This window comes from Enterobacter cloacae complex sp. I2, from assembly GCF_014896205.1.
Taxonomy (GTDB): Bacteria; Pseudomonadota; Gammaproteobacteria; order Enterobacterales; family Enterobacteriaceae; genus Enterobacter; species Enterobacter quasihormaechei.
Map to the genome: position 1 here is coordinate 135,440 of NZ_JADBRA010000014.1, position 14,809 is coordinate 150,248.

The 14,809-nt window shown below is 56.1% G+C and carries 15 protein-coding genes and 1 tRNA gene; 10 read left to right on the forward strand and 6 right to left on the reverse strand.

Annotated features, from left to right (window positions below; genetic code table 11):
• Positions 1 to 36: 36 nt before the first annotated feature.
• Complete coding sequence (locus IM300_RS13940; protein ID WP_003855938.1) at positions 37 to 390, reverse strand: DUF4156 domain-containing protein; 354 nt, start codon at positions 388 to 390, stop codon at positions 37 to 39.
• A gap of 233 nt (positions 391 to 623) precedes the next feature.
• On the opposite strand from IM300_RS13940, the gene IM300_RS13945 reads away from it, so the two are divergent.
• The 3 genes from IM300_RS13945 to iadA are packed head-to-tail and all read left to right on the forward strand — an operon-like array spanning position 624 to position 2,903.
• A complete protein-coding gene (locus tag IM300_RS13945; protein ID WP_063867107.1) occupies positions 624 to 1,271 on the forward strand; it encodes a nucleoside recognition domain-containing protein in 648 nt (215 codons plus the stop codon).
• A complete protein-coding gene (locus tag IM300_RS13950) occupies positions 1,268 to 1,729 on the forward strand; it encodes a YjiG family protein (protein ID WP_107534496.1) in 462 nt (153 codons plus the stop codon). The genes IM300_RS13945 and IM300_RS13950 overlap by 4 nt, the downstream gene beginning before the upstream one ends.
• Before the next feature lie 10 nt (positions 1,730 to 1,739).
• On the forward strand, positions 1,740 to 2,903 hold the full coding sequence (iadA, locus tag IM300_RS13955; RefSeq protein ID WP_193037001.1) for a beta-aspartyl-peptidase: 1,164 nt from the start codon (positions 1,740 to 1,742) through the stop codon (positions 2,901 to 2,903).
• A 63-nt stretch (positions 2,904 to 2,966) separates the two neighbouring features.
• Here the strand turns inward: iadA and groL are convergent, their stop codons facing one another.
• Together groL and IM300_RS13965 are read right to left on the reverse strand one after the other, a co-directional pair.
• Positions 2,967 to 4,613, reverse strand: a complete 1,647-nt coding sequence (groL, locus tag IM300_RS13960) for a chaperonin GroEL (protein WP_006810416.1) — start codon at positions 4,611 to 4,613, stop codon at positions 2,967 to 2,969.
• Between the two features lie 39 nt (positions 4,614 to 4,652).
• Complete coding sequence (locus IM300_RS13965) at positions 4,653 to 4,946, reverse strand: co-chaperone GroES (protein WP_003855929.1); 294 nt, start codon at positions 4,944 to 4,946, stop codon at positions 4,653 to 4,655.
• Positions 4,947 to 5,124: 178 nt separating this feature from the next.
• Between IM300_RS13965 and yjeH the strand changes: the two genes are divergently transcribed.
• Entirely contained in the window at positions 5,125 to 6,372 is a 1,248-nt protein-coding gene (gene yjeH, locus IM300_RS13970) for an L-methionine/branched-chain amino acid transporter (RefSeq protein WP_193037003.1), read from the forward strand.
• 24 nt (positions 6,373 to 6,396) lie between these two features.
• Here the strand turns inward: yjeH and IM300_RS13975 are convergent, their stop codons facing one another.
• Complete coding sequence (locus tag IM300_RS13975; RefSeq protein ID WP_003855925.1) at positions 6,397 to 6,861, reverse strand: FxsA family protein; 465 nt, start codon at positions 6,859 to 6,861, stop codon at positions 6,397 to 6,399.
• 335 nt (positions 6,862 to 7,196) lie between these two features.
• Here IM300_RS13975 and aspA point away from each other — a divergent pair, with 335 nt between their 5' ends.
• The 5 genes from aspA to IM300_RS14000 all read left to right on the forward strand — a co-directional run bounded on the left by aspA (position 7,197) and on the right by IM300_RS14000 (position 12,780).
• On the forward strand, positions 7,197 to 8,633 hold the full coding sequence (gene aspA, locus IM300_RS13980; protein ID WP_047737067.1) for an aspartate ammonia-lyase: 1,437 nt from the start codon (positions 7,197 to 7,199) through the stop codon (positions 8,631 to 8,633).
• A 116-nt stretch (positions 8,634 to 8,749) separates the two neighbouring features.
• Positions 8,750 to 10,051, forward strand: coding sequence for an anaerobic C4-dicarboxylate transporter (locus IM300_RS13985; protein ID WP_003855921.1), 1,302 nt, complete (start codon positions 8,750 to 8,752; stop codon positions 10,049 to 10,051).
• Between the two features lie 113 nt (positions 10,052 to 10,164).
• Positions 10,165 to 10,488, forward strand: a complete 324-nt coding sequence (gene cutA, locus IM300_RS13990) for a divalent cation tolerance protein CutA (RefSeq protein WP_003855908.1) — start codon at positions 10,165 to 10,167, stop codon at positions 10,486 to 10,488.
• A complete protein-coding gene (locus IM300_RS13995; protein WP_193037005.1) occupies positions 10,464 to 12,155 on the forward strand; it encodes a protein-disulfide reductase DsbD in 1,692 nt (563 codons plus the stop codon). The genes cutA and IM300_RS13995 overlap by 25 nt, the downstream gene beginning before the upstream one ends.
• A 49-nt stretch (positions 12,156 to 12,204) precedes the next feature.
• Positions 12,205 to 12,780 (forward strand): transcriptional regulator, encoded by a 576-nt coding sequence (locus IM300_RS14000; protein ID WP_017383972.1) that lies wholly within the window; start codon positions 12,205 to 12,207, stop codon positions 12,778 to 12,780.
• Here the strand turns inward: IM300_RS14000 and IM300_RS14005 are convergent.
• Positions 12,777 to 13,367 (reverse strand): LysE family translocator, encoded by a 591-nt coding sequence (locus IM300_RS14005; protein WP_131637504.1) that lies wholly within the window; start codon positions 13,365 to 13,367, stop codon positions 12,777 to 12,779. The two genes, IM300_RS14000 and IM300_RS14005, sit on opposite strands and share 4 nt — an antisense overlap.
• Positions 13,368 to 13,403: 36 nt before the next feature.
• Positions 13,404 to 14,249, reverse strand: a complete 846-nt coding sequence (locus IM300_RS14010; protein WP_102749857.1) for an AraC family transcriptional regulator — start codon at positions 14,247 to 14,249, stop codon at positions 13,404 to 13,406.
• Positions 14,250 to 14,419: 170 nt separating this feature from the next.
• Here IM300_RS14010 and IM300_RS14015 point away from each other — a divergent pair.
• Positions 14,420 to 14,495: transfer RNA gene (locus IM300_RS14015), tRNA-Phe, on the forward strand.
• The last annotated feature ends 314 nt before the right edge of the window (positions 14,496 to 14,809 follow it).

Here is a 14,809-nt window from a genome sequence, read left to right on the forward strand (position 1 = left end):
CTACAGATTAAGCGGCAGCGCCATCAAAAGTTTAGATCAGTTCGGGCACTTATAGACCTGGCCGTTCATCTGGCTGGCGGTTGGCACAAAGCTGGACAGCATACCCTGCGTCGGGCTGCTTACCCCGTAAATCACGTTGCCGCCCATAGCCGCCGCCTGATTACGCAGGGCATTGGCCGCACCGCGCATAGAGCCGCCCTCTTCGCCGTGCTGCCCCGACATCCAGTTGCTCTGCTCGCCAGTGGCGGTGCCTAACAGCTGGCATTCGCTGCCCGGCTTATCTTCCACAAAGCGAACGCTCTGGCCCGCTGCCGTCAGTTCATTGCTGGTGCTACACCCCGCCAGCAGCAATGCTGCACCTACAATCCCTGCACAGACTTTAATGCGCATGTTATTCCTCGTTTTCAATAAGCTGGACAGTAGTTGTCCGCGTGTAAACCTTATACTAAAAAGATGACCAAAAGAAAAATGCTGAGCATTTCTGCGAGCCAGATTCCGCTGGCACTCCTCCGACATCTTAAATGAATTCTGATAATAACCTTTGGGATATCGTGTTTTAGCCCCCGATCGTTTTTAGTGATGCGACGTACAACTTTTGTACGCATCTCAAAAAAGGGGGTTTCATGAGTGCATCATCCTCAGGAGAGGAAAAAGTGACCTGGGTGGGCTATCTGGCGTTCGTGCTCACCATCGTATTTTTCTCAGGCTTTTTCGCCAAAAGTACCGAATGGTGGCGCGTGCTGGATTTTACCGTCTTAAACGGCAGTTTTGGACCGGTGAACGGCGCGCTGACGTTTCGCGGCGAGGGTGGGACGGGAGCGAAAGACGGTTTTTTGTTTGCTCTTGAGCTGGCCCCCTCGGTCATTCTGTCGCTCGGGATCATTGCCGTCACCGAGGGGCTGGGCGGGCTGCGCGCCGCACAACAGCTCATGACGCCCATTTTACGCCCGCTGCTCGGCGTGCCGGGTATCTGCTCTCTGGCGCTTATCGCCAACCTGCAAAACACCGATGCCGCCGCCGGGATGACCAAAGAGTTGACCGACGAAGGGGCGATTACCGACCGTGAACGCGCCATTTTCGCCACCTTCCAGACCAGCGGTAGTGCCATCATTACCAACTATTTTTCGTCCGGTGCCGCACTTTTTGCCTTCATTACCGTCCCGGTGATCGCGCCGCTTGCCGTCATTCTGGTGTTTAAATTTGTTGGCGCGAACTTCCTGCGTCTGTGGATCGCGCACAGGGAAGTTCGCCGCGTTCAGGAGGAAAAATGATCGCCCAGCCGCGTAAAAATATCATGGACCTGTTTATCGATGGGGCCCGTCGCGGCTTTACCATCGCCACCACCAGCCTGCTGCCGAACGTGGTCATGGCGTTTGTTATCATTCAGGCGCTCAAGGTCACGGGCCTGCTGGATATCGTCGGCAGCGTCTGTGAACCGATCATGTCGTTGTGGGGGCTTCCGGGCGCGGCGGCAACCGTCCTGCTGGCCTCGGTGATGAGCATGGGCGGCGGTGTGGGGGTCTGCGCCAGTCTGGTGGCTGCCGGCACGCTCAACGGGCACGATGCCACCATCCTGCTGCCCGCCATCTATCTGATGGGCAATCCGGTGCAAAACACTGGCCGTTGCCTGGGCACCGCAGGCGTTAACCCGAAGTATTATCCGCACATCATTACCGTCTGCGTCATTAACGCCCTGCTCTCAATGTGGGTGATGCAGCTACTCTTCTGAGGAGATAAAAATGGATTTTTCAGTGCTGGAACCGCATCTTTTCCGCAATGCGCATCTTTACGCGCCGGAGGATCGGGGGCGTTGCGATCTGCTGATCGCCGGGGGAAAAATCGTCGCGATTGAAAAAACGGGCCACGCCACAACGAAGCCAGACTGTCCTGAACGCGATCTCGCCGGAGCAGTGGTTTGTCCGGGGTTTATCGATCAGCACGTACACCTGATCGGCGGCGGCGGTGAAGCCGGTCCCCACACCCGGACGCCGGAGGTACGGTTGTCCGCGCTGGTGGCGGCGGGCATCACCTCCGTTGTTGGCCTGCTGGGCACCGACGGCGTGACCCGCCATCCCGAGTCGCTGCTGGCAAAAACGCGGGCGCTTGAGCATGAAGGGATCAGCGCGTGGATGCTGACAGGCGCGTACGGGCTGCCTTCTCCGACGATTACCGGCAGTGTCGAAAAGGATGTGGCGCTGATTGATAAAATCATCGGCGTGAAATGCGCGATTTCCGACCATCGCTCTTCCGCACCAACGGATGATCGGCTCGCGAATATGGCCGCCCAGTCACGCGTCGGCGGGCTGCTGGGCGCCAGGGCGGGGATATCCGTGTTTCATCTCGGCAACAGCCCGAAACTGCTCGATCCGCTGCTTAACATCCTGAATAACGCCGATGTGCCCCGCACGAAGCTGCTGCCAACCCACGTCAACCGCGCCCGGCCGCTGTTCCTCGCCGCGCTGGATTATGCCCGCGACGGGGGCTATATCGACATCACCACCAGTATCAGTGAGCCCATTGATGCCGCCACCGCCATCGCGACGGCCCGCGAAGCGCAGGTGCCGTTTAACCGGCTTACGCTCAGTTCGGACGGTAACGGCAGCCAGCCGATTTTTGACGCAAACGGCAACCTGGTGGGCATGGGCGTGGCGGGATTCGAGTCCCTGCCGGAAACATTACAAAAGCTGGTCAGTCAATATCACCTGCCGCTGGAGGAGGCGCTTCTGCCGTTTACGCGTAACGTGGCGGAGTTTCTCGGCCTGGAGCATAAGGGGCGGCTCGCGCCCGGATGCGATGCCGATTTGCTGGTGCTGACGAATGACCTGAAGATCCGCGAGGTCTGGGCGAAAGGCCGCCAGATGGTGCGCGAAGGCGTTGCATGCGTGAAGGGAACATTTGAGTAGCGCAATAAAAAACCCCGGGCATTGCTGCCCGGGGTTCGTTCTGAGAGGTTCAGAACAACATGATTACATCATGCCGCCCATTCCACCCATGCCGCCCATACCACCAGCAGCACCTAAGTCAGGCGCATCGCCTTTAGGCATGTCGGTCACCATGCACTCGGTCGTGATCATCAGGCCAGCTACAGATGCCGCGTATTGCAGAGCAGAACGGGTCACTTTAGTTGGATCCAGGATACCGAAGTCGATCATGTTGCCGTATTCTTCAGTTGCCGCGTTGTAACCGTAGTTACCTTCACCTGCTTTCACGTTGTTCGCAACCACAGACGGCTCTTCACCGGCGTTGGAGACGATCTGACGCAGCGGAGCTTCCATCGCGCGCAGCGCAACTTTGATACCCACGTTCTGGTCTTCGTTCTGAGCAGTCAGGCCAGCCAGCTTAGCGGCTACACGCACCAGCGCGACACCACCACCAGCAACCACGCCTTCTTCTACCGCAGCACGGGTCGCGTGCAGGGCGTCGTCAACGCGTGCTTTCTTCTCTTTCATTTCAACTTCGGTTGCAGCACCCACTTTGATTACCGCAACGCCGCCTGCCAGTTTCGCTACGCGCTCCTGGAGTTTTTCACGGTCGTAATCGGAAGTGGCTTCTTCGATCTGCTTACGGATCTGACCAACACGGCCCTGAATAGCGGCCTCTTCACCCACACCGTCGATGATGGTGGTGGTGTCTTTGTTGATCACAACGCGTTTCGCCTGGCCCAGGTCTTCCAGGGTCGCTTTTTCCAGCTCCATACCGATCTCTTCGGAGATCACGGTACCACCGGTCAGGGTAGCGATATCCTGGAGCATCGCCTTACGACGATCGCCGAAGCCAGGCGCTTTAACCGCAGCCACTTTCACGATGCCGCGCATGGTGTTAACCACCAGGGTCGCCAGCGCTTCGCCTTCAACATCTTCAGCAATGATAACCAGCGGCTTGCCTGCTTTCGCAACGGCTTCCAGCACTGGCAGCATTTCGCGGATGTTGGAGATTTTCTTGTCAGCCAGCAGGATGAACGGGCTTTCCAGCTCAACAGCGCCAGTTTCTGGCTTGTTGATGAAATATGGGGACAGGTAACCGCGGTCGAACTGCATACCTTCAACCACGTCCAGTTCGTCTTCCAGACCGGTACCGTCTTCAACGGTGATCACGCCTTCTTTACCGACTTTATCCATCGCTTCAGCGATCAGTTTACCTACGGTTTCGTCGGAGTTAGCGGAGATAGTACCAACCTGAGCAATAGCTTTAGAGTCAGAGCACGGTACGGACAGCGCTTTCAGTTCTTCAACAGCAGAGGCGACAGCTTTGTCGATACCACGTTTCAGATCCATCGGGTTCATGCCCGCAGCAACGGCTTTCAGACCTTCGGTGATGATGGCCTGCGCCAGTACGGTCGCGGTGGTGGTACCGTCACCGGCAGCGTCGTTCGCTTTAGAGGCAACTTCTTTCACCATCTGTGCACCCATGTTTTCGAACTTGTCTTCCAGCTCGATTTCACGTGCAACAGAAACACCATCTTTGGTGATGGTTGGCGCGCCGAATGATTTGTCCAGCACTACGTTACGGCCTTTCGGGCCCAGAGTGACTTTCACTGCGTCTGCCAGTACGTTTACGCCGCGGAGCATTTTTACACGAGCGTCGTTACCGAATTTTACGTCTTTAGCTGCCATGTTCTTATTTCCTCAAATTCGTACAGTTTCGTGCGTTAATTACGCTTCAACAATTGCCAGAATGTCGCTCTCGGACATGATCAACACTTCTTCATTGTCGATCTTCTCGGATTTCACGCCGTAGCCATCGTTGAAAATGACGATGTCACCAACTTTAACGTCCAATGGCTGCACAGTTCCGTTTTCCAGGATGCGGCCCTTACCGACAGCGATGATTTCGCCACGCGTTGATTTTGCTGCTGCTGAACCGGTCAGAACGATGCCGCCAGCAGACTTGGTTTCAACTTCTTTACGTTTGACGATCACACGATCATGTAACGGACGAATACTCATTGATAGCTCTCCTTTGAGAAAGTCATTATCAGTTATGGATGACGCCGGTCCGCATGCGGTTTTCCGGCTAGTGCCCTGAGAGATGGGGATAGCTTTTTACCCCTTCAAGGGGTAACCGAAAAAAAATTTGCGAAAGTGTTACCATCCACTCTCTTTTGATGGTGGCGGGACGAGGCAAATGAGTGGACTCAGGCAGGAGTTGGGGCTGGCGCAGGGTATTGGCTTACTCTCAACGTCCTTGTTAGGCACGGGAGTATTTGCGGTTCCCGCACTGGCGGCGCTGGTTGCCGGCAATAACAGCCTTTGGGCATGGCCGGTACTGATCGTGCTGGTGTTTCCGGTGGCGATTGTGTTTGCCATACTCGGGCGGCACTTCCCCAGCGCGGGCGGCGTAGCGCATTTTGTCGGCATGGCATTTGGCCCACGAATGGAACGCGTCACCGGCTGGCTGTTTTTATCGGTGATCCCGGTCGGCCTTCCGGCAGCCCTGCATATCGCCACCGGCTTCGGACAGGCGCTGTTTGGCTGGCACGACGAACAGCTGTTGCTGGCTGAACTCGGTACGCTGGCGATTGTCTGGTGGGTGGGCTCACGCGGGGCCAGTTCCAGCGCCAATCTGCAAACGCTGGTCGCAGCGTTGATCGTCGCGCTGATCGTCGCCATCTGGTTTGCGGGTGACATTACCGTGGCGGATATTCCTTTCCCCGCGATTAACGACGTCGACCATGCACAGCTTTTCGCGGCATTATCCGTCATGTTCTGGTGTTTCGTCGGTCTGGAGGCGTTTGCTCACCTGGCATCCGAGTTTAAACAGCCCGAGCGTGACTTCCCCCGCGCGCTGATGATTGGCCTGCTGCTGGCGGGCACCGTGTATTGGGCCTGTACGGTACTGGTGCTGCACTTTAACGCCTTCGGCGAAGAGAAAGCCGCTGCCGCGTCGCTGCCGGGCATCGTGGTGCAGCTGTTCGGCGTTAAAGCCCTGTGGGTGGCCTGCGTGATTGGCTATCTCGCCTGCTTTGCCAGCCTCAATATCTATATCCAGAGCTTCGCCCGGCTGGTGTGGTCTCAGGCACTTTATAAACCGGATAGCCGACTCGCACGCCTGTCTAAACGTCAGCTTCCGGCGAATGCGCTGAATACCGTACTGGGCTGCTGCGTGATGAGTTCCCTGGGCATTTATCTGCTCGACATCAACCTTGACGCGCTGATTGTCTACGCCAACGGTATCTTCATCATGATCTACCTGCTGTGCATGCTGGCGGGCTGTCGGCTGCTGAAAGGACGCTTTAAGGCGCTGGCGGCGGTCGGGTGTGTGCTGTGCCTGCTGCTGCTGGCGATGGTGGGGTGGAAGAGCGTGTACGCCATTATCATGCTGGCGGGGCTGTGGCTGTTTTTACCGAAGCGGCAAAATTCGCAGGCCCGGTAAGCGAAGCGCCACCGGGCCACAAACTCACCGATCGTCTTTATGATCTAACCGGTCGCGCTGCTCATCCTTACGCTGGTATTCCCCTTCAAAGGTATCCCCCGGGCCGGTGCTGAAACCACCGCCCGGCATACGGCTGAAACGCAGGTGCGGCAGCAGCTTCATGGTCAGGTGCTTCTGTACCGGCGGCAACAGCAACAGCAGGCCGAGGAAGTCGGTGAAGAACCCAGGCAGGATCAGCAGCAGGCCAGCAATAATCAGCGACACGCTTTTGATCATCTCGGCTGCCGGGCTTTCGCCTGCGGCCATCTTCTGCTGCATTAACAGGAAATTTTTGAAACCCTGATTGCGCACCAGCGACATGCCGATGACGGAGGTGAAGATCACCAGAATCAGCGTCAGCAGGACGCCCAGCACGTGGGCAACCTGGATGAAAATCGAAATTTCAATGTAAACATAAAGAAAGAAAGCAATAAACGGTATCCAGCGCACTGGCATCTCCTGTGTGGCAGGTGCCTTCTGGCCCCTGTCTGAATGTGTTCGCGAAGCGCGTAGATAAGAGATGGTGACGGTTAGCCAAAATTCAATCGGTTTGCACGGATATTTTTTTTGGAAATATTAAAGCGGTGACCCATTTCACAGATTAATAATTATCATGAAATCGGGTCGATAATAAGTGATCCAGCTTACGGCAATTCGCTATCATCAGCATATGATCTCGAACATCTGGCCGATTGAGGGAATAATCGTCGGTCAGAAAATATTCAAAACCACATATATACTGTGTGTTTAGTACAATCCATCGGCAGCTTGAAAAGAAGGTTCACATGTTAAACAACATTCGTATCGAAGAAGATTTGTTGGGTACCAGGGAAGTTCCAGCGGATGCCTACTATGGTGTTCACACTCTGAGAGCGATTGAAAACTTCTACATCAGCAACAGCAAAATCAGCGACATCCCTGAATTTGTGCGTGGCATGGTGATGGTAAAAAAAGCCGCGGCTCTGGCGAACAAAGAGCTGCAAACCATTCCTAAAAGCGCTGCAAATGCGATTATCGCCGCGTGCGATGAAGTGCTGAACAACGGCAAATGCATGGATCAGTTCCCGGTTGACGTCTATCAGGGCGGCGCGGGCACCTCCGTCAACATGAACACCAACGAAGTGCTGGCGAACATCGGCCTGGAGCTGATGGGGCATCAGAAAGGTGAATACCAGTACCTGAACCCGAACGACCACGTTAACAAATGTCAGTCCACCAACGACGCGTACCCAACCGGGTTCCGCATCGCGGTGTATGCTTCTGTCGTCAAACTGGTCGACGCGATCAATCAGCTGGGCGATGGCTTCCAGCGTAAAGCCGTTGAGTTCCAGGACATTCTGAAAATGGGCCGTACTCAGTTGCAGGACGCGGTCCCCATGACCCTCGGACAGGAATTCCACGCGTTTAGCGTGCTGCTGAACGAAGAGACTAAAAACCTGCTGCGCACGTCCGAGCTGCTGCTGGAAGTCAACCTGGGGGCAACCGCCATCGGTACACGTCTGAATACGCCGGATGGCTATCAGCAGCTGGCGGTACAGAAGCTGGCTGAAGTGTCCAACCTGCCGGTTGTGCCTGCGGAAGACCTGATTGAAGCGACCTCCGACTGCGGCGCCTACGTGATGGTGCACAGCGCGCTGAAGCGTCTGGCGGTGAAACTGTCCAAAATCTGTAACGACCTGCGCCTGCTCTCCTCCGGTCCACGCGCTGGCCTGAATGAAATCAACCTGCCAGAGTTGCAAGCGGGTTCGTCCATCATGCCAGCTAAAGTTAACCCGGTGGTGCCGGAAGTGGTGAACCAGGTTTGCTTCAAGGTTATTGGTAACGATACGACCGTCACCATGGCTTCCGAAGCCGGTCAGCTCCAGCTGAACGTGATGGAGCCAGTGATTGGCCAGGCGATGTTTGAATCCATCCATATTCTGACCAACGCCTGCTACAACCTGCTGGAAAAATGCATTAACGGCATCACCGCCAATAAAGAGGTGTGTGAAGGTTACGTGTATAACTCAATCGGCATCGTCACCTACCTCAACCCGTTCATCGGCCACCACAACGGCGACATCGTTGGTAAGATTTGTGCCGAAACCGGTAAGAGCGTGCGTGAGGTCGTTCTTGAGCGAGGATTGTTGACCGAAGCCGAGCTGGACGATATCTTCTCCGCCCAGAACCTGATGCATCCGGCCTATAAAGCGAAACGATATACCGATGAAAGCGAACAGTAACCGTTCAGGCTAAGCTTCCGAAAGGCACGTCACTTGTGACGTGCCTTTTTTCTTTATGGGCGTTACCAAAACACAACAATTCAATATCAACTTGTTAATAAGCAAGGCAGGTCTTTATGTTTGGAGCAGAACTCGTCATCGTCCTGTTGGCGATTTATTTGGGCGCACGACTCGGGGGTATCGGCATCGGTTTTGCCGGCGGTCTTGGGGTGCTCGTACTTACCCTGATTTTTCAGATTAAACCCGGCGCAATCCCTTTTGACGTTATCGAAATCATCATGGCGGTTATCGCTGCCATTGCGGCCATGCAGGTCGCTGGCGGTATGGACTACCTGGTGAGCCTGGCGGAGCGTATGCTGCGTCGCCATCCGAAATACATCACCTTCCTTGCCCCGCTGGTGACGTGGTTTATGACCATTCTCGCCGGCACTGGCCACACTGCGTTCTCCACGCTGCCGGTGATCACCGAAGTGGCCAAAGAGCAGGGCATTCGCCCGTCTCGCCCTCTCTCTATTGCCGTGGTGGCGTCCCAGATTGCGATCACCGCCTCGCCAATCTCAGCCGCCGTGGTCTTCTTCGCGGGGATCCTTGAGCCGATGGGCGTGAGCTACCTGACGCTGCTGGCGATCTGTATTCCGGTCACGCTGATTGCGGTGATGATCACCGCCGTGCTGTGTAACTTCCTCGGCGCCGAGCTGAAAGACGATCCGGTTTACCAGGAGCGCCTGGCAAAAGGCGAAGTGAGCCTGCGCGGAAGCCAGGTCTTCGAGCTGAAGCCGCACGCGAAACGCTCCGTGCTGCTGTTCCTGATCGGTATCGTCGCCGTGATGTTCTACGCGACCGCCATCAGCGATACGGTAGGTCTGATCCAGAACCCGGTTCTGCCACGTAACGAAGCCATTGTGGTCTTCATGCTGACCATCGCGACGCTGATTAGCATCACCTGTAAAATCGACACCAGCGAAGTGCTGAACGCCAGCACCTTCAAATCCGGTATGAGCGCCTGCGTGTGCGTGCTGGGCGTGGCGTGGCTCGGTGATACCTTCGTCAAAGCACACATCAGCGATATCCAGACCGTTGCGGGCGACCTGCTGCACAACTATCCGTGGCTGCTGGCGGTGGTGCTGTTCTTTGCGGCGACGCTGCTGTATTCCCAGGCCGCGACCACCAAAGCGCTGATGCCTGCGGCACTGATGCTGGGCGTTACGCCGCTGACGGCGATTGCCTCTTTTGCGGCCGTTTCCGCCCTGTTCGTGCTGCCAACCTACCCAACCCTGCTGGCCGCGGTTGAGATGGATGACACCGGCTCAACCCGCATCGGTAAGTACGTGTTTAACCACGCGTTCCTGATCCCGGGCGTGGTGGCGATTACGCTCTGCGTGATCCTCGGCTTTATCATCGGTGGCATTGTGCTGTAAACGGTTAGCCGTTGTAAAAATAGTTAAAATCGGGCCGCTCTGCGGCCCGTTTCATTAATGACCAATCGCATGGCGTGATATAGTGAGGACTTTCGTGATGAGGAGGTCGACTTGTGAACACGCCTGATGCTGTTGTTGTACTGTGTACCGCCCCTGATGAAGCCTCTGCCCAGGATCTCGCCGCCAAAGTGCTGGCCGAAAAACTGGCTGCCTGCGTCACGCTTTTACCCGGCGCAACCTCCCTTTATTACTGGGAAGGCAAGCTGGAGCAAGAGTACGAAGTCCAGATGTTGCTCAAAACCAATCTGACCAACCAGCAGGCGCTCCTCGACTGCCTCAAGTCTCATCATCCATACCAAACCCCGGAGCTGCTGGTGCTGCCAGTAGTCCACGGCGATAACGATTATCTCTCATGGCTCAACGCTTCTTTACGCTGATCCTGCTGCTGTGCAGCACGTCAGTTTTTGCCGGGTTGTTTGACGCACCCGGCCGTTCGAACTTTATTCCTGCCGACCAGGCGTTCGTTTTCGACTTTCAGCAAAACCAGCACGATCTCAGCCTCACCTGGCAGGTGAAAGAGGGTTACTACCTCTACCGCAAGCAGGTCAGCATTACGCCAGCAAAGGCTGACGTTGGCGCATTGCAGATGCCCGCAGGCGAATGGCATGAGGACGAGTTCTACGGCAAAAGTGAAATTTATCGCCAGCGCTTAAGCGTGCCCGTCACGGTGAATCAGGCGTATAAAGGCGCTACCCTGACGGTGACGTATCAGGGCTGTGCCGACGCCGGGTTCTGCTATCCGCCGGAAACAAAAGTCGTGCCGCTGAGTGAAGTCAAAGGCGTAGCCGCGGCTTCTCCGCCTCCCACGAGCGAAGAGGCCAAAGGCCGCGCTGACATGCCTTTCTCCGCGTTATGGGCGTTACTGATTGGTATCGGCATCGCCTTTACGCCCTGCGTATTGCCCATGTACCCGCTTATCTCTGGCATTGTGCTGGGCGGCAAGCAACGCCTTTCCACCGCCCGCGCGCTGGTGCTGGCCTTTATCTACGTGCAGGGCATGGCGCTAACCTATACCGCGCTTGGCCTCGTGGTCGCCGCTGCTGGATTGCAGTTCCAGGCAGCCCTTCAGCACCCTTATGTGCTTATCGGGCTGTCAGCGGTGTTTATTCTGCTGGCGCTGTCGATGTTTGGCCTGTTTACCCTGCAACTGCCCTCTTCCCTGCAAACCCGTCTGACGCTGATGAGCAACCGTCAGCAGGGTGGCTCTGCGGGCGGCGTGTTCGCTATGGGTGCCATCGCCGGTCTGATTTGCTCTCCCTGCACCACCGCGCCGCTGAGCGCCATCCTGTTATACATTGCCCAGAGCGGCAACCTGTGGCTCGGCGGCGGCACGCTGTACCTCTACGCGCTCGGCATGGGCCTGCCGCTGATCCTGGTGACGGTGTTTGGCAATCGTCTGCTGCCGAAGAGCGGCCCGTGGATGGAGACGGTGAAAACCGCGTTCGGTTTTGTCATTCTGGCGCTCCCGGTATTCCTGCTGGAACGCATCATCGGTGACGTCTGGGGTACACGTCTGTGGGCGATGCTCGGCGTGGCCTTCTTCAGCTGGGCATTTATCGTGAGTCTGGGTGCGAAGACACCGTGGATGCGTCTGGTACAGATCCTTCTGCTGGCGGCCGCGCTGGTGAGCGTCCGTCCTTTGCAGGACTGGGCGTTTGGCACCCCGACAGGTCAGACGCAGGCTCATCTGAATTTTATACAGATTAAAAACGTGGATGACCTTAACCGCGCCCTGGCGCAGGCGAAAGGCAAACCAGTCATGCTCGATCTCTATGCCGACTGGTGCGTGGCCTGCAAAGAGTTTGAAAAATACACCTTCAGCGATCCGCAGGTACAACACGCGCTGAGCGATACCGTTCTGCTTCAGGCGAACGTTACCGCCAACAGCGCGCAGGATAAGGCGCTGCTGAAGCAACTTAACGTGCTCGGTTTGCCTACCATCCTGTTCTTCAACGAACAGGGGGCAGAACAGCCGACGCAGCGTGTAACCGGGTTTATGGACGCGACGGCATTCAACGCGCATTTGCGCAATCGCCAACCGTAAACAACACTTTAGACGGGACAAACCGTTGGGAATAGCGGAGGAGATAACCGTGCAACGCGAAGACGTACTGGGACAAGCCCTGCAATTACTTGAGATTCAAGGGATCGCCAGCACCACGCTTGAGATGGTAGCCGACCGTATCGATTACCCTCTGGATGAACTTAAGCGCTTCTGGCCGGATAAAGAGGCGCTGCTTTATGATGCCCTGCGCTATCTCAGCCAGCAGGTGGATATCTGGCGCAGGCAGCTGATGCTGAATGAAGAACTGACCACCGAGCAAAAGCTGCTGGCACGCTATACCGCGCTGACGGAGTGTGTCACCAACAACCGTTACCCTGGCTGCCTGTTTATCGCCGCCTGCACCTACTACCCCGATCCCGGACACCCTATCCATCAGCTGGCAGATCAGCAAAAGCGTGCGGCGCACGAGTTTACACACGAGCTGCTGACCACACTTGAAGTGGATGACCCGGCGATGGTCGCGAAGCAGATGGAGCTGGTGCTGGAAGGTTGCCTGAGCCGTATGCTGGTGAACCGTAGCCAGGCTGATGTGGATACGGCGCACCGTCTGGCGGAAGATATTTTGCGGTTTGCACAGTGCCGTATGGGTGGCGCACTGACCTAAGCCAGCATTCCCGTCCAGGCGGAGATAAACAAACACAGCGCCATTACGCGCTGAAATCGCACCATCGCCACGGTGGTGCGAAAAATCCGGTTTACCGCCTTCCCCAGCCACGCCCAGCACAACAAACAGACCACTGAGATCGCCAGGAACCATAGCGCCATCAGCGCAATATCCCGTAATGCATGGTCGCTTGCCGGCGCAAACAGACTGACAACTGCCAGCGCCATCATCCAGGTTTTCGGATTCACAACCTGTAATAACGCCGCCGCCCGGGCGGTAAATCGTACAGGGCGTCTGGAGGAGAGATTCGCGGCCGGGGCGCTAAACAGCTGCCAGCTCATCCAGGAAAGCCATAGCACACCCGCCCAGCTCATCACCTGACGTATCAGCGGATACTGGCGTAACGCTTCTCCTGCCCCTGCGCCGGAAACCAGGACAATAGCGCTGGCGGCAATACACCCACCGAGGATCGCAGGTACCGTATTTTTTACGCCAAAGTGCTGACTGTTAGTCAGTACCAGAATATTAGTTGGCCCCGGCGTAATGGAGGCGACAAACGCAAACAACAGAAAGGATAATAAATTCACAGGTGGCTCCTTTTTAGTAGAGCCATGAATGTGCCGTTATTTTCTGGAAACGTCTGGAAGGTTTGTGCACAACCGACGGTAGTGTGCCGGAGAAATACGGTACGCCCGCTGGAACCAGCGACCAAGATGGCTTTGATCGGCAAAACCCACTGCCGTGGCAACATCAACAGGCAGTCCCCCACACGCCAGCATCTGTCGGGCCTTTGCCAGACGCAGCTGGATAAGCCAGGCGTGCGGCGCGAGGTGAAACTCGCGCTTAAAGCAGCGGGTGAGGGTAAAGCGATCCGTCCCCGTCTCACGCGCAAGGTCTGATAGCCCCACGTTTTCGCCGATATGCGCGTAGAGATAGTCGCGGGCACGATGCGCCACGGCGGAGCTTTGTAACTGAGACGGGAGTCTCTTACGCCAGTGGCAGTGGGCTGTAATCTGAGAGAGCAGGTTATCCATTGTGCTTTGCTGCACGATTTTCATTTCATCGTTATGCAACGAAGCGAACGTATCACCGATAGAGCGCACCAGCTGAGGCTCCCGCGTCAGCGTTTGGGCAAAGTGGAGGGTGTAGCTCCCGGGAGTCGCGTCGTACAGACCCTGAAGCGTACGGGTGAGCCAGCGTTCATCGAGATAAAAGGTCAGATAAGTAAAGCCACCCTCTACCGGCGCATCACCGTCATGGATTTCACCAGGCTCAAGTAAAAAAGCATCGCCCGGCTGGCTATGGTGCCGTTCACGCCGACAGTGGAACTGCTGCGTGCCGGAAAGGGTTATTCCGACCAGATAGCTGTCGTGCCAGTGGGGATCAAAGGCGTGCCCTTCGAAATGTGCCTTGATTGTTTCAATACCTGTTTCTGCATGCTGACGCAGCTCAAGCCAGTCATTTGCCATACTGCCCTCCTCTTTACCGTCAGCATTGTCATAGCTTGCCTGAACTGTCTGGAAGATTTGTGCAATTTCAGCGCACAAACGGACAGATTGCCGCAAACTTAAGCAGTTGAACAGCTTTTCCCGAAATAATGTTGACGATCGCGCGCGATTGCGGTTTAATGCGCTCCGTTGCCCGGATAGCTCAGTCGGTAGAGCAGGGGATTGAAAATCCCCGTGTCCTTGGTTCGATTCCGAGTCCGGGCACCACTATTTAAAGAACCCAGCCTATGGCTGGGTTTTTGCTTTTCTGCGTTTATCAAAACCTTACCTTCTTTTTATTCCTGTTATCTCTTCCCAGTAAGATCGTGCGATTAGCATTGCCCGGTGGCGCTTCGCTTACCGGGCCTACAAAACCTGTAGGCCGGATAAGGCGAAGCCGCCATCCGGCTTGATTTCTGACGCACAAAGCAAAAAACCCCGCACCTTACGGTACGGGGTTTCTTTAATTGATGCCTGGCAGTTCCCTACTCTCACATGGGGAGACCCCACACTACCATCGGCGCTACGGCGTTTCACTTCTG

Coding starts and splice junctions, on each gene's coding strand:
- IM300_RS13940 (WP_003855938.1), bottom strand. CDS start 390: ATGCGCATTAAAGTCTGTGCAGGGATTGTAGGTGCAGCATTGCTGCTG.
- IM300_RS13945 (WP_063867107.1), top strand. CDS start 624: ATGAGTGCATCATCCTCAGGAGAGGAAAAAGTGACCTGGGTGGGCTAT.
- IM300_RS13950 (WP_107534496.1), top strand. CDS start 1,268: ATGATCGCCCAGCCGCGTAAAAATATCATGGACCTGTTTATCGATGGG.
- iadA (WP_193037001.1), top strand. CDS start 1,740: ATGGATTTTTCAGTGCTGGAACCGCATCTTTTCCGCAATGCGCATCTT.
- groL (WP_006810416.1), bottom strand. CDS start 4,613: ATGGCAGCTAAAGACGTAAAATTCGGTAACGACGCTCGTGTAAAAATG.
- IM300_RS13965 (WP_003855929.1), bottom strand. CDS start 4,946: ATGAGTATTCGTCCGTTACATGATCGTGTGATCGTCAAACGTAAAGAA.
- yjeH (WP_193037003.1), top strand. CDS start 5,125: ATGAGTGGACTCAGGCAGGAGTTGGGGCTGGCGCAGGGTATTGGCTTA.
- aspA (WP_047737067.1), top strand. CDS start 7,197: ATGTTAAACAACATTCGTATCGAAGAAGATTTGTTGGGTACCAGGGAA.
- IM300_RS13985 (WP_003855921.1), top strand. CDS start 8,750: ATGTTTGGAGCAGAACTCGTCATCGTCCTGTTGGCGATTTATTTGGGC.
- IM300_RS13995 (WP_193037005.1), top strand. CDS start 10,464: ATGGCTCAACGCTTCTTTACGCTGATCCTGCTGCTGTGCAGCACGTCA.
- IM300_RS14010 (WP_102749857.1), bottom strand. CDS start 14,249: ATGGCAAATGACTGGCTTGAGCTGCGTCAGCATGCAGAAACAGGTATT.